Here is a 22,588-nt window from a genome sequence, read left to right on the forward strand (position 1 = left end):
AAAAGCCTGACGATGTTGAAATGAAAAGACCCAATTTATTCAATTTTACAGTGAAACTTTTCACATGATGAATCGTATAAATAGTATAACGAACTGAGGGAGGCTATTTATTTATGCAAAATGAACGTCAACGAATTTTAGAACTTGTAGAAAAAGGAACAATTTCGGCACAAGAGGCGATTACATTATTAGAAGCATTAGAGCAACCTGGCAAGTCTACTCAACATGTTATGAATGATGTGTCGAAAGAGACGCAATCCTTTTCAAGTGAAAAAGAGCCATTATTTGAAGAAGAATCAAAAGATGGTGACAAGAAAAAAGATGATTTTATGAAATACTTCCAAGATGAAATGCAGGATTTTCGTAAGGATTTAACGCAAATCGGTTCTCTTTTTATGGATATGATGAATACGGCTGTTAAAAAGGTAAAGGAATTTGATGTAGCTTCTCCATTTGGAGATAAAATTGAATTTACCCATACAGAAGAAGTGGCTGCTGCCAATGTGGACAATATTATTGTTGAATTACCGAATGGTAACTTCTCATTGGAATCCAGTGAAGGGGAAACTATTCAGGTGATTTGCAAGGTAAAGGCACCTTTGATGAACGAAAGTGAAGAAGAAACTCGTAATCACTTCTTAGAGCAATTTGTTGTGAAAGAGGAAGAGCAATCACTTCGTATTTTGAGCCAATTAAAGCTTGTTCAAGTCAATGTGAAGGTGCTAGTACCAAAGGATAAACTTGAAAAATTATCTGTTCGTCTAATGAATGGTAGTGTTTCATTACAGGATACAGAATTCGAAGAATTAAAAGTGAAAACGTTAAACGGTGCCATTAAAGGAACGAAGTTTAATTTTGGAAAAGCTGAAGTGGATTCTTCTAATGGTTCCATTGAATTAACGAATGTTCGAGGTAAGGATTTAGAGGCTGAAACATTGAATGGGCGTGTTTATTTGGATGGTGCATTGGATGAAGTTGAAGCTAAGTCTGTCAATGGACATGTAGTCGTAACAACATGCTCGACAAATTCTTCTAAAATTAAAGCTCAAACAGTTGCTGGAGCAGTGGAATTATATGTCCCACGAACAATTTCATTGAGCGGTAAAGTCGTAACGAATTTCGGTAAAGTGGATGTGGGTATCCAGGATGTTTCTAAAATGGAGTCACAAGATCAATTCTTATCCAAAGTAGTCCGTTTCGACAAAGAAGTTGAAAATGCGAATCGCCTATTTATAGAAGGTGAATCGAAAACTGGTGCTGTTTTAGTGCGCTACACAACAACAGATGAACAACAAATTTAACAGTAGAAGCATTCAAGGTAAAGCTTGAATGCTTTTTCTTTTCAAACAGGATTCGACCTAGCACATAGAGGCGAATCTTGTTTTTATTTTTGTCATATTTTTAAGGATAATGGCAAGGAAAGAATGAAATAGAAGGAACTGCCACGGATTGAAATGAAACTGTAATAAAAAAACAGAAATAGAGTGCTATAATAGTAAAAGAAATACCTCTTACATAGATGAGAGTTTTAGGTGGTTTAATCATGATAGAAATGAAAAATGTGACAAAGAAATACCCAAACGGTGTTGTTGCGACAAATGGTATTTCCGTTAATATAAAGCAAGGCGAATTTGTGTATGTAGTTGGCCCAAGTGGGGCAGGGAAATCCACATTTATTAAATTGATGTACCGTGAAGAAAAAGCAACATCAGGGCAAATAATTGTAAATGGTATTGATTTAGCAACTTTAAAGAATAAGAAGGTTCCTTTTTTGCGCCGTCAACTTGGTGTGGTTTTCCAAGATTTCAAATTGCTACCTCGTTTAAATGTCTATGAGAATGTAGCGTTTGCGCTTGAAGTAATAGAGGAAAAGCCAGATGAAATCCGACGTCGGGTTATGGAAGTGCTAGAACTAGTTGGATTGAAGCATAAAGCAAGAATGTTTCCAAATGAACTTTCAGGCGGAGAGCAGCAACGTGTATCGATTGCTCGTTCAATCGTCAATGTTCCAAAAGTGGTGATTGCAGATGAACCTACAGGGAACCTTGACCCTGAAACATCATGGGAAATTATGAATTTATTTGAGGAAATTAATGCACGTGGGACAACGATTGTAATGGCGACCCACAACCGTGAAATTGTAAATACGATTCGTCGTCGTGTTATTGCCATTGAAGGCGGCTTAATTGTCCGTGATGAACACGGAGGTGAATACGGCTATGAAATTTAGTACAGTAAAGCGCCACTTCCGGGAAAGTATCAAATCACTTGGTCGAAATAGCTGGATGACTATTGCCTCTGTCAGTGCCGTTACCGTTACGCTTATTCTAGTAGGTGTTTTTGCGCTTATTATGATGAATTTAAATAAAGTAGCAACGGATTTAGAAAACGATGTCGAAATTAAAGTGCTAATTGATGAGACAGCAGATGAAGCTGCGGAAAAAGCACTCATCGAAAAAGTCAAAAAATTGCCTGGTGTCTCCGAGATGACATATTCCACTAAGGAAGATGAGTTAACCAAGCTAGTAAAAGACTTCGGTGATGATTTTAAACTATTTGAACAAAGTAACCCTTTACGTAACGTTATTTATGTAAAAGCCGCTGATCCACAGCAAACAGCCAAAGTTGCGAAAACCATTGATAAATATGAGTATACATATGATGTCATGTATGGCGAAGGAAAAGTTGAAAAACTATTTAACTTCTTAAATATTAGTCGTAATGTAGGAATCGTACTTATTTTAGGGTTATTATTTACGGCAATTTTCTTAATTTCGAATACAATTCGTATAACGATTATAGCTCGTCGCGATGAAATAGAAATTATGAAACTTGTAGGGGCTACAAATTCATTCGTGCGTATCCCATTCTTATTAGAAGGTATGTGGCTCGGAATTTTAGGTTCAATTATTCCGATTGCGGTTGTCACAACCCTTTACCACAATATATATAAAATTATTGCACCACGTTTACAAGGAGAGCTTGTTCAATTACTAGATTTTTCGCCACTTGTGTATCAAGTAAGCGGTCTTCTGTTACTCATTGGTGTACTAATCGGTATTTGGGGAAGTTTCATGTCAGTACGTAAGTTTTTAAAAATTTAGTCACAACAGATATTTGTGAAAAAGAAAAGAATAGTCGAAGGGGAGTTCAATCGGTGAAAAGTAAGGCGAAAAACACATTAAAAACACTTGCAGCAGCATCTGCTCTAATTCTTTTTATCCAAACTCCATCAGCATATGCAACAAGTTTATCGGATTTAAAAGAAGAAAAGAAACAAGTTGAAACAAAGAAGAATCAGTTAAATTCATCTATCAGCAATAAATCAAATGCAATTACAGCTAATCAAGAAAAGCAACAACAAATCTTAGATCAAATTCAAGCATTGAACGCTGAAATCGACAAAACTAATAGTAATATTAAAAAAGTACAAGCAGATATTCGGGTAACAAATGAGGAAATTAAAAAGTTAGAAGCTTCTATTGAAGAGCTTTTGCATAAAATTGAAGAGCGTGATTTATTGTTACAAGAACGTGCACGTGCCATTCAAGCTGGGGGCTCTGTAAGTTATTTAGATGTATTGCTAGGCTCTAATAGTTTTGTAGACTTTATTGATCGTTTCTCTGCAGTTAATGCATTATTGGAAGCGGATCGTCAAATTATTCAAGATCAAAAAGATGATAAACAAAAATTAGAAGAGCAAAAGCAAAGTGTAGAAGAGAAACGTAAAAACCTAGAAGATAAAAAAGCTGAGCTTGAACGATTAAAAGCATCCTTAGACAGTCAAAAAACTGAGAAAAATAAACTAGTCGACCAATTAGAGAAAGAGCAAGAAAAGCTGAAATCCGAAAAGGTATTACTTGAGAAAGAATACTCGGAGGCTTTGGAAGTAAGTCAGGAATTGCAAGATCAAATTATTGCTGAACAAAATCGTTTGGCTGAAATTGCGCGTCAGCAAGAGGCGAAACGTAAAGCAGCCGCCGCGGCCGCAGCAGCAGCAGCTAACAATGGTGGCGGATCATCTGGTGGTACAGTTCATGCGCCTCAATCAAACGGAACATGGATTAAACCAACGAATGGTCGCTTAACATCACCATATGGTTGGCGAAATCTTGGAGCAGGACCTGAATTCCATTATGGTGTCGATCTTGCAAATGCAACAGGAACACCAATATGGGCAGCAGCAGATGGCGTAGTTTCTTACGCAGCACCACTTAGTTCGTATGGTAATGTTGTCATTGTGACGCACTCAATCGATGGACAAATTTATACAACCGTTTATGCACATTTAAGTGCATTTAATGTTAGTGTAGGACAAGAAGTAACACAAGGTCAGCAAATAGCAGCGATGGGTAGTACAGGTCGCTCTACTGGCCCACACTTACACTTTGAAGTGCATATTGGTCCTTGGAAAGGACAAGCAGTCGGCAGTGTAAATCCACTGAAATATATTCCATTGTAAACATAAAAGCTATACACTAGTGTTTTCTAGTGTATAGCTTTTAATATTTCATCGAATGTTTCACCATTCACCAGTTTATAGGTTTGCCCATCTACAGCCAATAAGCCATTATTGAAGAACAATATTTTTAATGTATGGTCATAGTAAGTAATGTCCAATTAATAGACAACATCAGCTTGTTTGTTATTTAATAAGGTTCTTTTTACTTCCCAAGTACTTAAGGCTAAACGCATATCCTCTAATCGAGGATCGTCACGATTGATAATGGCAAAGCTTTTATTGGTACCATTGTCAACTTCCCAAACGGTTATCTTATTTATTATTTCTAGAAGATCTTTATTAGGTAAAAAATCTTGTCGTAAATTCTTTGTTCGATACTCTGGGTACAGCATCAGAACACTAATACTAAGACAAATAGCAACAATCCATAGTATAAGTCGCTTTGAAAGTATAACTCCTCCCCTTTTCTCATTTTGCGAAATATTCCACTGAAAGTTTCATCGCTATTATAAGATTCTAAATAATGTTATGATGAATATATACGTAGCGGGGTATTTTTAATGTTGTTATTTCTGAAGATTTTCTTAAAACAGTGTGAAATAGTCTTTTTTTAAAAAGGTTCTATGCTATGCTTTCGGAGGAGGATTCGTTGAATTGATAAATACAGAGTGGTACTCGATACGGACGTTAACTTTACCAGCTACTGCAGTCGCTTTACTTATTACTTTTTTTATTGTGTGGCTTATCTTGCGCTTACAATTTTCTAAAAAGTGGTCTGAGCTATATAGTGATGCCATTTTCACCTTTATTATTGTTTGGAAGTTAAGTTTGCTTGTGACAGATTTCAAAACGGTAGTAAACAATCCAATTACATTGCTTTATTTTAATGGCGGAACAATGGGTGTTCTTCTCGGTGTCATCCTAGCATCTTTGCAAATATGGAGAAAGCGACAGAGTCTACAGCTTGAGGAACAAGAGATGATAGCTGGTAGCTGGGCTATTATTCTAACGCAATCCATTTATCAAATGCTTGCTGTGCTACTTAATGACAACAACGCATCGAGTGAAGTTATAACATTAGCTGTGCTAAGTGTAGTCACGCTCGTCATATTATGGAGATTAGTAGCGGTGAAACAAGCTCTCATACTCTATACTATTAGCTATTTGATAGTGGCTATCTTCCAGCCGCTTGGTATAGGGCAAACAGCTGTAGTTGTCAGTGTAATACTACTTTGTTTGGGCTTAACTATTCAGCATGAACGAATCAATGTGGGAGGTAAGAAATGAAAAAAAATATTGGACTGCTGGTCGTTGTGCTATTAGTGGTTGCGATGATTGGTACATATGTAAAACAACAAATTGACGAAGAACGTGCCATAGATAAATCGGCTCTAGGTAAAGATATGGAAGAGCTAGAAATCGGCTTAAGCAAAGGCGATATACCCCCTGATTTCACCTTAACAAGCTTAGACGGGGAAGATATCACGTTAAGCGATCTTCGTGGAAAAAAAGTCGTTTTAAATTTCTGGGCGACATGGTGCCCACCTTGTAAGGCGGAAATGCCGCATATGCAAAGCTTCTATGATGAGTATGCAAAAGAGAAAAACGTTGAAATTATAGCGGTCAATTTAACAGAAGCCGAACGTGATGTGACTGCTGATGCCAAAGTGGACACAGTGATGACATTTAGAGATAGCTTCGAGCTAACGTTCCCTATTTTATTGGACCCGGACAATGAAGCTGGCTTAAATTATCAAGTCATCACGATTCCAACCACTTATTTTATTGATTCCAAGGGCCTCATTCAACGCGCCATCAGAGGACCCATGGACGTGGATATGTTAAATGATTATGTAGATGCACTAGATTGATTCATAAAAAATCTGCTCGTTTTCTATAGTGGAAACGAGCAGATTTTTTTATTTTTCATGAAGCCAGGATGAATACTCGCGGAACCAAGGTACATTCCCTAGAATCAACAACCAACATGCATGTGTAAAGTGAAATATTCTCTCTTAACAAATTTGAAAGGTAATTTTGTATGTTTGAAAAAATAGAGTCATACAGTAAAAGAGACGGAGGAGGGAAGATTTGCGCAAATTAACAGCCGGTGTCGGAGTCCTACTTAGTAGTTTGGTGGTAGGCAGTGGTATTTACTTTGATTGGTTTAATATTGGCGATAAAAAGGAGCCTGTTACGGAGGTTGATACTATTGGTGAGGCTATGACAATCATTGAAGAAAAATCAGTATACAGTACAAAAAAGGATGCATTGGTGGAGGGGGCTCTTCGTGGGATGGCTGATGCCATTAAAGATCCTTATAGTACGTATTACTCCAAGGAAGAGGCTGAGCAACATCGGCAAATGCTAGCTGAGGAACGAGTAGGCATCGGTATTGAACTAACAGAAAATAAAGGGAAGTTTATCGTCGTGTCACCTGTTCGCTCATCACCAGCAGAGAAAGCAGGCATGCGTTCACTCGATGAAATTGTACAAGTTGATGGGGTACGGATAGATGGGAAAACGATGAGTGAATTAATGCATTTAATTCAAGGAGAAAAGGGAACGAAAGTAACCATTGTTGTCTATCGTCCAAGTGAAGATAAGCATATTAAAATGACGATGGAGCGTGCAGCAATTTCCAATAAAACGGTAACTAGTGAGGTAGTGAAGGTAGAAGATACAGCCATTGGCTATGTAGTGATCTCATTATTCGGTGAAAAAACCGCCAATGAATGGGTGGCAGAAACGAGTAAATTACTTCGTAAAGATGTGGAAGGAATTGTGATCGATGTACGGGATAATCCAGGTGGTTATTTACATAGCGTCGCAGCGCTACTGAGCACAGTATTGGACAATGGCAAAGTATTTGCATATATGCAAAATGCGGAAGGTGCTATGGAACCATTAAAAACGCAAACAAAAGGCTTTGATGAAAAATATATAGAAACAATGAATAAAATTCCAATTGTTGTTTTGCAAAATCAAGGTAGTGCATCTGCAAGTGAAGTATTGAGCGGTGCTTTAAAAGGCTGGGGACGCGCTTCACTTGTTGGGGTTAAGAGCTTTGGAAAAGGGACTGTACAAGAATCTTGGGAGCTTTCCAATGGCGGGGAGCTTAAATTATCAACCAACAAATGGCTAACACCAAAACGTGAATGGATTCATGGGCAGGGCATTGAAGCCAGTTTAATGATCGAGCAAAATGAATTATTTGCTTTTCAACTTCATCCACTAACGGGTAAGTTTAAAGTGGGTGATATGAGTGAAGAGATTTCCTATTCCCAAAATGCCTTGCAGAAACTAGGCTATCAAATCGATCGTTTAGATGGCTATATGGATGAAACGACCGCAGAGGCCGTTAATCTTTATCGTAAACAGAAAAAATTAAAGCTAGCAGAAGATGAATTTTATATGGACACGACTTTCTTTAATAGTTTAAACGAAACGTTAAAGGATTTTAAAGCAGATCGTCAAAATGACCAACAATTCCAAATGGCCACTAGTTTTTTACTGCATACGATTGACCAATAAAACTTGCTGACAGAACAAAAATACCATAATACAAAGCTTTCTATGAGTTTGTACTACGCAAGCGTGTAGTCCTTTGATACAATAAATTCATAGTATTCAAGAAAGAAATGGCGGGTGTTCGTATGGTTAGTGAGATATTAATAGAAATTGTAACAGCGATTGGCCGCTTTTTACTCAACCCATTACTGTATATAGTCATAATATTTGCTATTATTTTAGGTTATCGTCGAGTAAAACAGGAGCGTAAATATTTTAATAGACGTATTATTTGGGGCTGGACGGAGTTAATCGGACAATGGAAAGATGGGTGGCTCTATGCACTAATTATTTCTGTCATTAGTATTGGAGCAGGTCTAACTGTCCCAAAGGAATTTTTAATCATTTTAACGGCAGTTTCTATAGTAGCACTTATCTTATTTGTCATGAATGCAATGTCACCTATTTTGACAATGGGGATTGCCACACTTGCCATTTGGGGTATGTCCTATTACAATTGGTCATTTTCCTGGTGGAAAATTTCAGTAGAGGATGTCCATTTAGAGAGTGGCGCAATTGTGACAATTACCATTCTTGCGGGCCTTTGTGTCATTGCAGAAGGGCTATTAATTCGACGTATGGCAATGAAAGTTACAACACCTTGTATTGAGAAAACGAAGCGGGGTATGCAGGCAATTGTCTATCGGTCAAAAAATGTATGGGTATTACCTATTTTCTTTGTTATTCCTGGCGATGCGATTTCGGCTATATTCCCATATTGGCCACAGTTTACGATAGGTCATAGTAGCTTTGCACTTGTGTTATTTCCACTTGTCATTGGCTTTACTAAACTGACAAGAAAGGAATTACCAGCTTACATGTATCCAAAAATTGGCCGACCTGTTTTTTTACTAGGACAGCTTATTTTAATAGGAGGATTGGCTGCATATTTTGAGCCATTGATTGGATTCATTACACTTGCTGTTGGTGTAATTATCCGTATTATAATTGCTATCTACTTTGCACAACAGGAAAAAACAGATCATTATGCAGTTGCACCAAGTACGAAGGGTGCTATTATTGCAGCCGTTCTTCCTGATTCACCTGCTGAGAAAATGGGCTTACTTGCAGGGGAATGTATCCGCAAAGTAAATGGTGTGTCAATTTTTACAGAAAATGAGTTATACGAAGCACTGCAATTAAATGCAGCTCATTGTCGTCTAGAGGTTTTAGACCGAAACAATGAATTACGTTTAACGCAACATGTGATTTATAGCAATGATCATTACCGCATTGGATTATTATTAGCTGAGCCGAGGGAAGTATAATGGACGTTTTTGGGAAAATGATGTTAGCATTATTTATACCAGCTTTATTGGTATTACTATTCACTAGAATTACCTATAATCGCTATGTTGCATTATTATTAGCCATTGCACTTATTGCTGCCTCAGTATATGCAGGCTATACATCCCCACCTATTATTTTCGTTATCGATGCATTTTCATTAACAGTAGGCTTTTGGCTAGCAAGTAAAATGAATAAATAAGAATGGTCAGTCCAGGCATAAACTGTACCCTATAAGATAGACACTTGAAAAAGGTCATCTTATAGGGCATTTTTGTTTATAATTGAAAAAAACAAGATTCGGAGCCACTACTATGACTAAGAACTTTTTAACACCCCACTAACAAAATGAATTAAAAAAGAATCCGTATGTAAAAGCTGTGAGCACAATAAAGCGATTACGTATACGGATGAGTTGACCTTTTTACATGAAAAATCGCACTGCTGCCATAATGATTACTCCTGCAACTACTGTAATCGATAAGCTTTTTGTGATAAGGGCAATAATAAGAGTAGGAACAAATGTAATAAAGACTGGCCAATCAAGTGTCACTACTTTGCCGCTTTCAGTATCTATTAAATTTTCAATGACTAGAGCACTTAATATACAAACAGGAATAAAACTAAGCCATTTTAGCACAACATCAGGTAGTGTTACACTACGCACAAAAATAAATGGAATGACACGTGGTAGCCATGTTACAAGTGCGCAGCCGATAATAAGCCAGACCATATAAGAAGTTGTTGTCATTTATCTGTCACCACCCCAATTGTTGCGACAATCACGGTTGCCAGGAGCACAGCTACATGTGAAGGGACTACAAAAGAAAGACCGTACATAATAACCGCCATATAGCCAATTAACTTGATATAATGCATGATTTTACTTTTGCCAACACTGATCAATTGCAAAACTAAAAGTGCAATAAACATGGCAACCAAGGCAAAATCTAAACCCCATTTTTCAGGATTTGCTACCCACTGTCCTAAAAAGGCACCCGTAACACAGGAAAGAATCCAGAAGATATAGGCTGTTATATTTAACCCATCCATCCATTTACCGTATAATTTACCTGTTTGCATTTGCTTTGTTACTGCTACACCAAAGGTTTCATCCGTTAATAATGTACCAAAGCCAACATTTCTAAGCATGGAGTAGCGCGTAAAATGAGGTGCTAATGTTAAACTCATTAATAAATGGCGTAGATTCACTACGAAAATGGTTACAATGATAGCAGAGGCAGGGCTACTTGTTAAAAGAAGTGCACAAAAAATAAATTGTGCAGAGCCTGCGTAAATCAGTATCGTTAATAGCGCGATTTCAAGGACAGATAACCCTGAAGCGGAACCTACAACCCCAAATGCCAGTCCTATACTAATATAACCGAGTAATGTAGGCACGCAATCTTTCACGCCTTGTAAAAAACTGTCATTGGAAGAGCTTGTTGTGTCATCATGTTGAAGCTCTGTTGTACTTGTCATAAATAGGTCATCCTTTCTTGATAATTTCCATGTATACTATTGATGGAATTGTTTGATAGTTCTTGATGTTTATTAAAGTATACATATGTCTGATAAAATAAACAATAGAAATTGGTGAGTAAAGATGGAACAAATGAGTCGAAATTTAGCATTTCAATTAAAGAAAATTAGACAGCAACGTCATTTAAGTCTCGATGATGTGGCCAAAGCGACAGGTGTCAGTAAAGCACAGCTTGCACAAATCGAAAAAGGAGAGGCCAATCCGACTGTTTCAACAATTTGGAAAATTGCAGCGGGTATGCGTATGTCATTTTCTTCATTATTACAGCCGCCAACTGCTCATTACATGCGTTATAGCAGTAAAGATGTACCACATGTAGATGAGGATGAGGGACGCTATCGTGTCTACTCCATTATTCCGTATAATCCAGAGCGAGGCTGGGAGTTTTATAAGGTTGAAATGGAGCCAGGGGCAGTTAGTAGGAGTGAAGCCCATACAGAAGGGGTAGAGGAAACTGTAATGGTTATTAAAGGACAAGCAGTTATTTCTGCTGGAGACATGCATGAATTACTAGATGAAGGGGATACACTAGTATTCTCAGGGCATCAACCCCATGAATATCGTAATACTTCAGAAGGGTTAACAATTTTTCATTTAATTTTACAGTATAAATAGAGGTGTCGACGTTGAATGAATGGTTTACTGTAGAAAATATTGAACAGGTTGCGGCACAGTATCGAACGTTTGGCCCAATCATTGGTTTACTGCTCCCATTTTTAGAGGCATTTTTACCATTCCTACCATTAGTCGTATTCGTTGTGGCGAATGCCAGTGCATTCGGCTTATGGCTAGGATTTCTATTATCTTGGCTAGGCTCTGTAGCTGGCTCCTATGCAGTTTTCTTACTTGTGCGTCATTTTGGCAAACATCCAAGACTGCAATTTTTAACAGGTAGTAAAAAAGTACAGAAGCTTATTAAATGGGTGGATATGAATGGCATCAGCCCTCTTTTTGTCCTCCTCTGCTTCCCTTTTACACCATCTGTGATTGTCAATATTGTAGCGGGATTGTCACATATCCATAAAAAATTTTACTTAATCGTTTTACTTGCAGGAAAGTTTGTCATGATTTTAGGTATGAGTGTATTAGGCTATGATTTAAAGTCGCTCTTGACAAGCCCAGTGAGATTGATAATTGCAGCTGTGGCCATTGTTATTTTATGGTGGGTTGGGAAGTTGATAGAGAAGCGTTTGAATGCCCGTGTCGAAAGAGATTTAAAGCAAGCGCGAAATTTGACGAAAAAGCAGGACCACCATGCCAGTTAATCTGTAGCCTCTTTCATTATGTGAAGAGGCTGCTTTTTTGTGTAATAAATCAACCTATTTATAGGTAGGTGAAGGTTGATAGATAGTATTTACTAGGTTTTTTCGATAGAATTTAAGATAGATGATTTATGTTGTTTTGAGTAGGCTGGGAAAACTGCTCCACCATAGATGAGAAGTGATCAATTGAATGGGGAAACTGCTCAAAAATCGGTGAGAAATGATCAATAGTGTGGGGAATCCGCTCCAAAATAGATGAGAGATGAGAAGTAATCAATCCAGTGAAAGAATCGCTCAAATAAAAGTACAAATCTTTATTTCAACAAAAGAGACACCCGCAACAGCAAGTTAATGAGGAGGGGGAAAGCAAATGACATTGCGTATTGTTTCAGGACGTTCGGGAACAGGGAAATCGGCATTTATTCATCAGGAAATTGTTGAGCAATTAAAGACAGATCCATTGGGGCATCCGATTTTCATTATAGTGCCTGACCAAATGTCTTATTCTACGGAATATGAGCTGACAAATAAGCATGGTTTACAAGGCTTGATTCGAGCACAGGTGATGACGTTTAAACGTTTAGCATGGTTGGTTTTACAGGAAACAGGAGGTATTGCTCGTAAAGAAGTGAATGGCTATGGCTATCGAATGCTTATTCGTAAACTTTTGGAGGAACAAAAAAGCGAGTTTTCCTTATTTCGACAAGCAGCAGGAAAACGTGGTTTTACGGAGGAAATTGAAACCCTTTTAAGAGAATTTAGTCGTTATAGCGTCAATAGCTCAGTCTTGGCAGAGGTAATGGAATCGTTAAAGGCAATAGATGCACCCAATACATTGCAGGCGAAAGCGAATGATTTACATGTTGTTTTGCAGGCATTAGAGGAACGCCTTGGTACGACATATGTTGACAGCGAGGGCTATTATCCGATTTTAACGGAGCAACTGAAGTATGCCGAAACGATGAAGCAAGCGACCATCTATATTGATGGCTTCACCGCTTTCACTGTGCGGGAGTTAGAACTGGTTCGTGAATTGTTAAAGGTAACGAAGCAAGTAACGGTCATCCTTCCCTTTGATCATATTGATGAAGCCTATGATGAACAAGCTTTATTCCATGAAGCAGCCTTAACGAATCAACGTCTTCATGATATAGCAAAAGAAGAGGGCATTGATGTTGAATTACCAATACATTTTTATAAGACTCAAAGATTTCATTCTAAAGATTTACAGCATGTGGAGGCAAAGTTTGCTGATTTGGAGCCCAAAACGAAAAAAACTTCAGGAGATGTAACCGTGCTTGAAGCATCAAATCGTCGAGCGGAGGTACATGCGATTGCCCGGGAAATAACAAAACTGACAAGAGAAGACGATTTTCGCTATCAGGATATCGTACTTTTGTATAGACAAGCAGATCTCTATGATCCACTTATTACAAGTATTTTCCAACAATATGAAATTCCTATTTTTACAAATACAAAAAAGACAATGCTACATCATCCATTAATAGAGCTAAGTCGTTCAGCCTTGGAGGTTATGACCTCTAATTGGAAATATGAGCCAGTTTTTCGTGGTGTCAAAACAGATTTGTTTTTTCCATTACAAGCGGAGTTAACAATTTGGCGTGAGCGAGCAGACCGATTAGAAAATTATTGCTTGGCGCAAGGCATCTATGGAGAGCGATGGTTTGAGGAGGCACGTTGGTTTTATAAAAAGTATCGCGGTCTAGAATTCCATTCGCGTGTACAAACAGATGAAGAGCGTGCAATGCAGGCAGAAATCGAGGCCATTCGAGATGAAATTCGCCAACCTCTAAAACTATTACAAGACAAGCTTGATAGCGCCAAGAATGGCAGAGATATTGCGACTGCTTTATTTGAACTTATAGAGTCATTACAGGTATATGACAAACTGCAAGCCATGAAAGATCGTGAGCTAGAGCGAGGTGACGCATTAGCTGCAAGTGAACATGAACAAGCTTGGAATGAATGGATTGCTGTTCTTGACCAATTCGTTTATATGTTTGGTGAGCAGGAGATGTCTGTAGAGCAAGCAGCCAAAATTCTTGATGAAGGCTTTGATACATTAGAATTTTCAAGAATTCCGCCAACCCTTGATGAAGTAATGGTGGCTACTGTTGATTTAGCTCGTTTATCCAATATCAAAGTCGCTTTTGTAATAGGAATGAATGATGGTGTTTATCCAACTCGGATGGAGTATGAGGGCTTGTTGTCAGATATCGAACGTGAATGGTTTAGTCAAATTGGCTATGAACTTGCCCCTACCTCTACTAATCGTTTATTACAGGAAAATTTCTTGTTCTATCGTGCTATTACAACGCCATCTAACAAATTGTATATGACCTATCCTACGGCGGATGAGGAAGGCAAGGCACTCCTAGCCTCACTTTATATTAAGAAAATAATAGGAAATGACAAAAAGGCTGGGTTATTAAGTGGTGTATCGATAGAACGAGTGGTAATCGACCCGATTGAATTACTAGATGGAGATGTTTTACCATATTTACGCCATCCAAGGACTGCATTGGCACATCTAATGGTACAGCTACGTCAAGCTGAACATAGCCGTGAACTAGCTCCAGAATGGCTAGCTTTACAAAGATTTTATAAACAAGATCCTTATTGGGCACTCATTTTCGACCGCGTACTTTATCCAATTACCCATAAAAATGAGGCTGAGCCACTTGAAACCTATATTACACAGGAATTATATGGTCAGAAGCTAACATCCAGTGTGTCGCGAATTGAGAAATACTTCAGATGTCCTTTTTCTCATTTCACTACGTATGGTCTACGTCTTGAAGAACGAGCTGAGTATCGGCTAGAAACGTTTGCAATGGGTGACTTATTCCATGAGGCATTAAAGTGGATTACAGAGGAAACACATCGTCAGCAATTATCTTGGATTCGTTTAACAACAAAGCAAATTAAACAATTAGCACGTCAAGCAGTAGAACAAATTGTTCCAGTCTTTTCCCATCAAATCCTATTATCCAGTGCCCGCTATCGCTATATTCAGCGTAAGCTAATTCGAATTGTTGAGCGTACAATGACAGCACTGACACAGCATGCAAATGTATCACACTTCAAACCAATTGCAATTGAGGCGTCTTTTGGTCCTGGACAACATGAACAGCTGCCACCACTAGAGATTGATTTGACTGGTGGCAAGAAAATGTTTATGCGAGGACGTATTGATAGAGTGGATAGTGCAACGATAGATGACCGCTCTTATTTGCGGATTGTTGACTATAAATCCTCAGCTCGTGACCTTGATTTAAATGAGGTTTATTACGGATTATCCTTACAGGTCCTAACGTATTTAGATGTGGCAATGGAAAATAGTTCTTACTGGCTATCAGGTGAAGCAGAGCCAGCAGGGGTACTGTATGTCCATGTCCATAATCCGATGCTGAAGCTGGATAAAGATTTGACGGACAGTGAAATAGAAGAGGATCGTTTAAAGCAGTATAAAATGAAAGGTTTGCTATCTGAAAATGCTGAAGCGATTTTATCGATGGACGAGCAATTGGAAGAAAGTAGTGGACATTCAAAAATCATTCCTGTCTATATGAAAAAAGATGGAACACCGTCTGAATCACAATCGCGTATAGTTCCTGTCAATGATATGAAAAAGTTGCAACATTTCGTTCGTCGTAAACATCAGGAGGCAGGGAATGGTATCTTATCTGGTGATACGGCCATTAGTCCCTATAAATTAAAAGCCAAAACGGCATGTGATTATTGTCAATTTGCTGCGGTTTGCCAATTTGATCCATCAGATGGTAAACAAAACTATCGTCAATTATTGCAAGCAAAGCCGAATGATATTGTCGATAAAATTCGGAAGGAGATAGAATAGAATGGTACAAACAATTCCTGTTAAGCCAGTAGATGTCACATGGACAGACGATCAGTGGAAGGCCATTTATGCTAGCGGTCAAGATACGCTTGTATCGGCTGCAGCAGGGTCTGGGAAAACAGCGGTTCTGATCAATCGTATGATTGAAAAAGTCATTGCTACTGAAAATCCGATCAATGTAGATGAACTATTGGTAGTGACCTTTACAAATGCCTCAGCCGCTGAAATGCGTCATCGTATGTCTGAGGCATTAGAAAAGGCGATAGCAGAAAATCCAACATCTAATCATTTAAGACGGCAGCTTAGTCTTGTTAATAAAGCACAAATTTCTACACTGCATTCCTTCTGTTTAGCAATTGTGAAGCAATATGCGTACTTACTTGATATAGACCCAGGCTTCCGTATTGCCAATGAAGCAGAAATAGCATTATTACGAGATGATGTTTTAGCAGAAGTTTTAGAAGATGCCTATGATGCTGAGGATGAGGCTTCCGTCCAAGCCATCTATCGTCTTGTCGATAGCTTTACCTCAGATCGTGATGATCAAGCCATCGAAACGCTGATTAGTAAACTTTATGATACCTCTCGTGTCCATGCCGATCCTCAAAAATGGCTTTGGAGCCTGCCGAAAGCATATGAATTAGCTGAGGAAGTGACAATAGATGATTTAGAGCTATCTCAATACGTCAAATTAACCGTACGTCATAGCCTGGAAGAGGCGTTTATGTTAATTTCTGAAATGCGCGCAATTACATTACAACCAGATGGACCTGCACCCTATGCTGAAACGGCAGAGGTAGATTTTGCTATGATTCAGGAAGGGATTCGCATTAGTCAAAGTGGGACATGGCAAGAGCTATTTGATTATTTTGCAACGGTTAAATGGTCTACCTTAAAGCGGGTATCGAAGGATGCACTAGTTAATGTAGAGCTACAGGAGCTGGCGAAGAAAAAACGAGAAGCAGCCAAAAAAATGATGAATAAAATCAAAGAGACATATTTTGTTCGTACGCCTGCACGGCTACTTGAGGAAATAAGATTAATGGCACCGACCATTACTACGCTAGTTGAATTGACCACTACATTTAGTGAACAATTTCGATTATCCAAGTTAGAACGAGGAATCATTGATTTTTCAGATTTGGAGCATTATGCACTTCAAATTTTAACGGTAGAGAGAGATGGTGCGCTTCATCCATCACCGGTTGCACTAGATATGAAAAAGCGTTTTAAAGAAGTACTTGTAGATGAATATCAGGATACCAATATGCTACAGGAAACCATCTTACAGCTTGTCAAAACGGGCGAAGAACAAGATGGAAACCTTTTTATGGTTGGGGATGTGAAACAAAGTATTTACCGTTTCCGATTAGCTGAGCCAAAGCTTTTTATGAGAAAATATAGTGAATACTTGGAGTCACCTGATGTAACGGGGATGCGAATAGATTTAAACGCTAACTTCCGAAGTCGAAAAGAAGTATTAAATGCTACAAACTATGTTTTTGCACAAATTATGGGTGAGCGTGTTGGTGAGATTTCATATGATGACAATGCGTCACTAAAGCCTGCTGCGCCCTATGATGATAAAGAAATACCTGTTGAGCTGGTCGTATTGCATCCACCACAGGAAGAGGAAACAACAGAAGAACTGGAAGAACTAAGCAATGAGGCAACGGAGCTAGAAGAATTAAAAAAATCACAATATGAGGCACGATTTATTATCGATCGTATACGTCAGATGATGGAAGATGGAACAACCGTATACGATACGAAAACAAAAACAGAGCGACCATTAAAGTATAGTGATATTGTGATTTTAATGCGCTCGATGACATGGTCAACAGACTTAGTGGAGGAATTTAAGCTGGCAGGGATCCCACTCTATGCAGAATCATCTAAAGGCTATTTTGACGCACTCGAAGTAATGATTATGTTAAATGTCCTGAAGGTAGTCGATAATCCCTATCAGGATATTCCCTTAGCCTCTGTACTGCGCGCACCGTTTGTTGGTTTAACGGAAAATGAGCTGGCGAAAATTCGTTTAGCCGATCAAAAGGTACCTTTTTATGATGCTTTACGACAATTTATTCGTAGTGAAGGACATGGTGTGCAAACCACTACGTTTGAGAAGTTGCAACGCTTTATGCTGGCCTTTGAAAATTGGCGTGATTTAGCACGTCGTGGATCATTATCAGATTTAATTTGGAAAATTTATTTAGATACACATTATTATGAAATGGTTGGGGCGATGCCGAATGGCAAACAGCGTCAGGCAAATCTACGCGTATTACATGATCGTGCATTAATGTATGAAAAAACGGCATTTCGTGGGCTATTCCGTTTTTTACGCTTTATTGATCGTATGCGTACGCGTGGCGATGATTTAGGTACTGCCAAAGCAATTGGCGAAAAGGATGATGTAGTACGTCTGGTGACAATACACTCATCCAAGGGTTTAGAATATCCAGTCGTCTTTGTTGCAGGAATGGGACGTCCGTTTAATAAAATGGATTTTCATCAGCCCTATATGTTTGATCAAGATTTTGGACTAGCTGTTAAGGCCATTGATCCCGAAAATCGTATCACATATACATCGTTACCGTTTTTAGCATTGAAGGAGAAAAAAGAACTGGAGATGCGTGCAGAAGAAATGCGTGTCTTATATGTTGCAATGACGCGAGCGAAGGAGCGTTTGATTTTAGTCGGCTCAGTGAAGAACTGGGAGAAAACACGCGACAACTGGCAGGACGCACAAAGTTTACCAATGGATGCACCGCTTCAAGAATATTTACGTGCAAGAGCTAATAGTTATTTGGACTGGGTTGGCCCAGCAGTAGCAAGACATGCAGATTTTGCAGCTGTAGCAAGCACATCTTATAAAGAAGTGGAGGATCAATCACATTGGTTGGTTCAAGCCATCGATACAAAGCATTATTCATATGAGATAGAGGCGATGAGTGATGAAGTACAGCAAGTGCTTGCGATACAAGAGGATGAGGACTTGCTGGCTGAAATCACTACCCGCTTTCAAGCGCAGTATGTCTATCAAAAATCTACAAGAAAGCGCTCCAAAACATCTGTTAGTGAAATAAAGCGATTAGAAAATTTACAGCGCCAGGAGGAACCTGAATTTTATTTTGCCTCTCCTATCAAGCAAAAGGCTTCGTCCATTGCACCTCGCCCCGCTTTTTTACAGGAGCAACAGCTAACTGGTGCTGAAATTGGTACAGCTGTGCACACAGTGATGCAGCATGTTCCTCAATATGGCTTTAGTCATATCGATGCTGTAAGGGACTTTGTGGAGGATTTAGTGACAAGACAGCTTTTAACAGAGGCGGAGGGCAAAGTAGTTCCGCAAGCGAAAATTTATCGTTTTTTTGAGACAGAAATAGGGCAACGCTTTCAACGCGCAAGGCAGATACGTAGAGAAATGCCGTTTACAATTAGTAGAATCGATGAAGATGGTGATGCTCAAATTGTGCAAGGGATCATTGACTGCCTATTTGAGGATGAATACGGTAATTGGGTCTTGTTGGATTATAAAACGGACCGTATACAATCTCATTTTGCGCAGGAGCCAGCCCTGTCAAAGGAAATACTAGGTCGTTATGCCGTACAGCTTCGTGTTTATAGCGAAGCCATTGAATCAATTTTACACATCAAGGTGAGCGATAAAGTATTATTTTTATTCGATAATGAACAGACCATACACGCATAAAAAACTTGTTACGGTCAAAGGGGGGCAAAGTTTTTTCTTGCCCTGCTTTCACCATAGCTGCTAGTCAAGAGGAGGCTATTTTGTGGAGTTAAAACCAACAATGTTGCAGGAACGAATAGCAACATTAGATATTTTACGAGGTATTAGTTTAGTAGGTATCTTACTTGTAAATATGTATACCTTTTATTTGCCAATGCCGCATATTGATTTGGCATCATGGTTTACAACCCCATCGGATATTGTTTGGCAGAAAAACATAGATATATATGTGCAAGGCAGCTTTTACCCGCTTTTTGCCATGCTATTTGGTTATGGGCTAGCCATGCAGTGGCAAAAGGCTCAAAGTCGTGAACAAAACTTTTATACGCTGGGGCTTCGTAGACTGTCCATCCTGTTTGCCTTTGGTTTTATCCATGCTGTGCTAATTTGGTGGGGCGACATCTTAATGATGTATGCATTTTGTGGCGTTTTCTTAGTGCTTTTACTACGTTTGAGTCCCATCTGGCTATTAGCGAGTGCTTTGATTATTAATGGCTTGATGCAAGCTTTTATGCTCTTTGTAGTAGGGATTGTAAATTTTAATACAAAAGTAGATGATTACTTAGATATCGTATCAGTAGAGAAGGCCATCACGGCTTATGGGACAGGAAACTGGGTAGATGCCTTTATGCAACGCTTAACAGATTTATCGACGCAGGCAGGCATCGAGATGTGGTTTGTCGCACTGTTCACGATTTTACCGTATATGTTAATAGGTGCCGCTGCCTCTAAATGGCGATTAGTAGAACGGGCTAAAGAACTGAAGTGGCTCTGGCTGTCGTTTGCAATTGCTGGATTGGTCATCGGTATTGGTATAAAAAGCTTATCTATTATGTTTACAAGAACATATTTACTAGATTATTTAAAGGTATACATAGGGGGGCCTGTTCTATCGGTGGGCTATATTGGGATCATTGTGTTACTTTGCTTAGTGCCAATAATGCCAAAGGTACTTAGTCCTTTTGCTAAAATTGGTCGCATGTCATTAACGATGTATATTCTTCAATCTATTATAGGTACTTGTTTATTCTACCAATTTGGCTTTGGCTGGTATGGTAAAGTAAGTGTAGAAACAGGGGTATTAATTGCTGTCGGCATTATTGTTGTGCAAATGATCATAGCAGAAATTTGGTTATCTAAGTGGAAACAAGGGCCGTTAGAGACAATATGGCGTAAATTAACATATAAGCAAAAGGTAGAAGTGCGTTAATATATTCCTCTTCACATGCATATTTTATGAAGATATAACAACTTATAAAAATGTTGTCGCAAAAATGAGGTAATTTCTATCATATTGTTGTATTATGTAGAAAAAAGAAGGAGCTCTTTCAATCATGAAAATTTTATCATTCAAATTAGGTGGACATGTAAGCTTTGGACCAAAAGTAAAAAAAGAAGAAGCGGTATGGGATGTACTCGCTATTCAAAGTGAACTTCAAGTTCTCCCTTCTTTTTCAAGCTCAATCGTGGATGGCATTGCTTTAGGCTTTGATTTTGTGGAACAGATTCGTAAATTAGTAGAAGCAGCAGAAAAATCAGATAATGCTAATAGTTTTAAACGTGAATTTACAGAGATCGAATGGCTTTCACCAATTCCACGTACACCTAAAAATATTATGTGTATTGGTAAAAACTATGATGAACATGCAAAGGAAATGGGTGCAGAGGCAGCACCAACGGATTTAATGGTATTCACAAAATCACCAACTGCAATTGCTGCAGATGGACAAACAATTTCCATTCATGCAGATCTTTCTTCAAAAATGGATTATGAAGGTGAGCTAGCTATCGTTATTGGTAAACGTGGCAAAAACATTCCTAAAAATTTAGCGTTTGATTACGTATTTGGTTATACAATTGCCAATGATGTAACAGCTCGTGATTTACAAGAGAAACATAAACAATTCTTCTTGGGTAAAAGCTTGGACGGTACTTGCCCTCTTGGACCATACCTTGTGACAAAGGATGAGATCCCAAATCCACAAGACTTAACAGTAGTCACAAAGGTCAATGATGAAGTACGTCAAAATGGCTCTACGAAAGATATGATGTTCTCTGTTGAAACGTTAGTAGCCATCCTATCTCAGCATGTAACATTAGAGCCAGGTGATGTGATTTTAACAGGTACGCCATCAGGTGTTGGCAAAGGGATGAACCCGCCACAATTCTTAAAAGCTGGAGATACAGTAAAAGTGTCTATTCAAGGAATTGGTACTTTAGTCAACCATTTTGAATAATAATATCAATCCGCGAGAGTCTATACTCCGCGGATTTTTTTACTACTTTAAGGCATAGTAACAGAAGTAAAAACTATGAGATGCAATGATTCCAAGTTTTAAATGATGTAAATTGTGTGAACACTATTGTAATATTTGAAACCCTTTCCATCGCATGGTAGGATAGAGTTTGATAGAAAAAGAATGAGGGGGACAAACATGAGTTTTTTAACTAGCCAAACGCATTTGCATATTACTACGTGGGTAGTAGGTATTGTCATCTTTTTAATTGCGGCACTAATGGGCAAGCAATCAAAAGGCTTACATATGACATTACGTCTGTTTTATGTACTAATAATCATCACAGGTGGAGCATTATTTATCGAGGCAATGGACTATGGTAAAGGTATGCTTTACGGATTTAAATTCTTAGGTGGTATACTTGTAATTGGTATGATGGAAATGGTATTAGTGCGCCAAAAGAAAAATAAACCAACAGCTATGTTTTGGATTTTATTTGCAGTATTCTTATTAATCACTTTGTTCCTAGGATTTAAACTGCCAATGGGTCAAGATTTCTTAGCATAATGATTTAAAAGTCGTGAAGTAGC

At 38.5% G+C, this 22,588-nt stretch carries 19 protein-coding genes; 16 read left to right on the plus strand and 3 right to left on the minus strand.

Annotated elements, in window-relative coordinates; genetic code table 11:
• The first annotated feature begins 113 nt into the window (after positions 1–113).
• From HCH28_RS02250 to HCH28_RS02265, 4 genes are all read left to right on the plus strand, one after another.
• Positions 114–1,301, plus strand: a complete 1,188-nt coding sequence (locus tag HCH28_RS02250; RefSeq protein ID WP_221679476.1) for a DUF4097 family beta strand repeat-containing protein — start codon at positions 114–116, stop codon at positions 1,299–1,301.
• A 242-nt stretch (positions 1,302–1,543) separates the two neighbouring features.
• A complete protein-coding gene (gene ftsE, locus HCH28_RS02255; protein ID WP_016991524.1) occupies positions 1,544–2,230 on the plus strand; it encodes a cell division ATP-binding protein FtsE in 687 nt (228 codons plus the stop codon).
• Positions 2,220–3,104, plus strand: coding sequence for a permease-like cell division protein FtsX (gene ftsX / locus HCH28_RS02260; protein WP_004227513.1), 885 nt, complete (start codon positions 2,220–2,222; stop codon positions 3,102–3,104). Before ftsE ends, ftsX begins: the two co-directional genes overlap by 11 nt.
• 53 nt (positions 3,105–3,157) lie before the next feature.
• Positions 3,158–4,462 (plus strand): murein hydrolase activator EnvC family protein, encoded by a 1,305-nt coding sequence (locus HCH28_RS02265; RefSeq protein WP_221679479.1) that lies wholly within the window; start codon positions 3,158–3,160, stop codon positions 4,460–4,462.
• Between the two features lie 158 nt (positions 4,463–4,620).
• On the opposite strand, the gene HCH28_RS24830 is transcribed toward HCH28_RS02265, so the two are convergent.
• The gene (locus HCH28_RS24830) at positions 4,621–4,854 is read right to left on the minus strand and encodes a hypothetical protein (protein WP_255600421.1); all 234 of its coding nucleotides are present in this window, start codon (positions 4,852–4,854) and stop codon (positions 4,621–4,623) included.
• Positions 4,855–5,116: 262 nt separating this feature from the next.
• Here HCH28_RS24830 and HCH28_RS02275 point away from each other — a divergent pair, with 262 nt between their 5' ends.
• From HCH28_RS02275 to HCH28_RS02295, 5 genes are all read left to right on the plus strand, one after another.
• On the plus strand, positions 5,117–5,749 hold the full coding sequence (locus HCH28_RS02275) for a hypothetical protein (protein ID WP_221679481.1): 633 nt from the start codon (positions 5,117–5,119) through the stop codon (positions 5,747–5,749).
• Positions 5,746–6,333, plus strand: a complete 588-nt coding sequence (locus HCH28_RS02280) for a redoxin domain-containing protein (protein WP_221679483.1) — start codon at positions 5,746–5,748, stop codon at positions 6,331–6,333. Before HCH28_RS02275 ends, HCH28_RS02280 begins: the two co-directional genes overlap by 4 nt.
• A 220-nt stretch (positions 6,334–6,553) precedes the next feature.
• Complete coding sequence (locus tag HCH28_RS02285) at positions 6,554–7,996, plus strand: S41 family peptidase (protein ID WP_004227506.1); 1,443 nt, start codon at positions 6,554–6,556, stop codon at positions 7,994–7,996.
• A gap of 122 nt (positions 7,997–8,118) precedes the next feature.
• Positions 8,119–9,300, plus strand: coding sequence for a PDZ domain-containing protein (locus HCH28_RS02290; RefSeq protein WP_221679486.1), 1,182 nt, complete (start codon positions 8,119–8,121; stop codon positions 9,298–9,300).
• A complete protein-coding gene (locus HCH28_RS02295; RefSeq protein ID WP_004227503.1) occupies positions 9,300–9,521 on the plus strand; it encodes a DUF2198 family protein in 222 nt (73 codons plus the stop codon). The genes HCH28_RS02290 and HCH28_RS02295 overlap by 1 nt, the downstream gene beginning before the upstream one ends.
• 222 nt (positions 9,522–9,743) lie before the next feature.
• Here HCH28_RS02295 and HCH28_RS02300 read toward each other — a convergent pair whose 3' ends face one another.
• Positions 9,744–10,070: an AzlD domain-containing protein gene (locus tag HCH28_RS02300; RefSeq protein WP_221679487.1), complete on the minus strand. Its 327-nt coding sequence runs from the start codon at positions 10,068–10,070 to the stop codon at positions 9,744–9,746.
• Complete coding sequence (locus tag HCH28_RS02305) at positions 10,067–10,801, minus strand: AzlC family ABC transporter permease (RefSeq protein WP_221679489.1); 735 nt, start codon at positions 10,799–10,801, stop codon at positions 10,067–10,069. Before HCH28_RS02305 ends, HCH28_RS02300 begins: the two co-directional genes overlap by 4 nt.
• 124 nt (positions 10,802–10,925) lie before the next feature.
• Between HCH28_RS02305 and HCH28_RS02310 the strand changes: the two genes are divergently transcribed.
• From HCH28_RS02310 to HCH28_RS02340, 7 genes are all read left to right on the plus strand, one after another.
• Positions 10,926–11,477 (plus strand): helix-turn-helix domain-containing protein, encoded by a 552-nt coding sequence (locus HCH28_RS02310; protein ID WP_048392043.1) that lies wholly within the window; start codon positions 10,926–10,928, stop codon positions 11,475–11,477.
• Between the two features lie 11 nt (positions 11,478–11,488).
• Positions 11,489–12,127, plus strand: coding sequence for a TVP38/TMEM64 family protein (locus HCH28_RS02315; RefSeq protein WP_004227497.1), 639 nt, complete (start codon positions 11,489–11,491; stop codon positions 12,125–12,127).
• Between the two features lie 367 nt (positions 12,128–12,494).
• On the plus strand, positions 12,495–16,004 hold the full coding sequence (gene addB, locus HCH28_RS02320) for a helicase-exonuclease AddAB subunit AddB (RefSeq protein ID WP_221679491.1): 3,510 nt from the start codon (positions 12,495–12,497) through the stop codon (positions 16,002–16,004).
• A gap of 1 nt (position 16,005) precedes the next feature.
• The gene (addA, locus tag HCH28_RS02325; protein WP_221679493.1) at positions 16,006–19,722 is read left to right on the plus strand and encodes a helicase-exonuclease AddAB subunit AddA; all 3,717 of its coding nucleotides are present in this window, start codon (positions 16,006–16,008) and stop codon (positions 19,720–19,722) included.
• Positions 19,723–19,804: 82 nt separating this feature from the next.
• Positions 19,805–20,971, plus strand: a complete 1,167-nt coding sequence (locus tag HCH28_RS02330) for a DUF418 domain-containing protein (protein WP_221679495.1) — start codon at positions 19,805–19,807, stop codon at positions 20,969–20,971.
• 124 nt (positions 20,972–21,095) lie between these two features.
• Positions 21,096–21,998, plus strand: a complete 903-nt coding sequence (locus HCH28_RS02335; RefSeq protein WP_221679496.1) for a fumarylacetoacetate hydrolase family protein — start codon at positions 21,096–21,098, stop codon at positions 21,996–21,998.
• A 198-nt stretch (positions 21,999–22,196) separates the two neighbouring features.
• Positions 22,197–22,565, plus strand: a complete 369-nt coding sequence (locus HCH28_RS02340; RefSeq protein WP_004227486.1) for a YisL family protein — start codon at positions 22,197–22,199, stop codon at positions 22,563–22,565.
• The last annotated feature ends 23 nt before the right edge of the window (positions 22,566–22,588 follow it).

It is taken from the genome of Lysinibacillus sp. K60 (assembly GCF_019731275.1).
GTDB classification, from domain to species: domain Bacteria; phylum Bacillota; class Bacilli; order Bacillales_A; family Planococcaceae; genus Lysinibacillus; species Lysinibacillus capsici.

Excerpts from the sequence above, each read along its gene's own strand:
- ftsX (WP_004227513.1), top strand. The coding sequence starts at position 2,220 with ATGAAATTTAGTACAGTAAAGCGCCACTTCCGGGAAAGTATCAAATCA.
- HCH28_RS24830 (WP_255600421.1), bottom strand. The coding sequence starts at position 4,854 with ATGCTGTACCCAGAGTATCGAACAAAGAATTTACGACAAGATTTTTTA.
- HCH28_RS02300 (WP_221679487.1), bottom strand. The coding sequence starts at position 10,070 with ATGACAACAACTTCTTATATGGTCTGGCTTATTATCGGCTGCGCACTT.
- HCH28_RS02280 (WP_221679483.1), top strand. The coding sequence starts at position 5,746 with ATGAAAAAAAATATTGGACTGCTGGTCGTTGTGCTATTAGTGGTTGCG.
- HCH28_RS02305 (WP_221679489.1), bottom strand. The coding sequence starts at position 10,801 with ATGACAAGTACAACAGAGCTTCAACATGATGACACAACAAGCTCTTCC.
- ftsE (WP_016991524.1), top strand. The coding sequence starts at position 1,544 with ATGATAGAAATGAAAAATGTGACAAAGAAATACCCAAACGGTGTTGTT.
- HCH28_RS02335 (WP_221679496.1), top strand. The coding sequence starts at position 21,096 with ATGAAAATTTTATCATTCAAATTAGGTGGACATGTAAGCTTTGGACCA.
- addA (WP_221679493.1), top strand. The coding sequence starts at position 16,006 with ATGGTACAAACAATTCCTGTTAAGCCAGTAGATGTCACATGGACAGAC.
- addB (WP_221679491.1), top strand. The coding sequence starts at position 12,495 with ATGACATTGCGTATTGTTTCAGGACGTTCGGGAACAGGGAAATCGGCA.
- HCH28_RS02295 (WP_004227503.1), top strand. The coding sequence starts at position 9,300 with ATGGACGTTTTTGGGAAAATGATGTTAGCATTATTTATACCAGCTTTA.
- HCH28_RS02290 (WP_221679486.1), top strand. The coding sequence starts at position 8,119 with ATGGTTAGTGAGATATTAATAGAAATTGTAACAGCGATTGGCCGCTTT.
- HCH28_RS02310 (WP_048392043.1), top strand. The coding sequence starts at position 10,926 with ATGGAACAAATGAGTCGAAATTTAGCATTTCAATTAAAGAAAATTAGA.
- HCH28_RS02340 (WP_004227486.1), top strand. The coding sequence starts at position 22,197 with ATGAGTTTTTTAACTAGCCAAACGCATTTGCATATTACTACGTGGGTA.
- HCH28_RS02250 (WP_221679476.1), top strand. The coding sequence starts at position 114 with ATGCAAAATGAACGTCAACGAATTTTAGAACTTGTAGAAAAAGGAACA.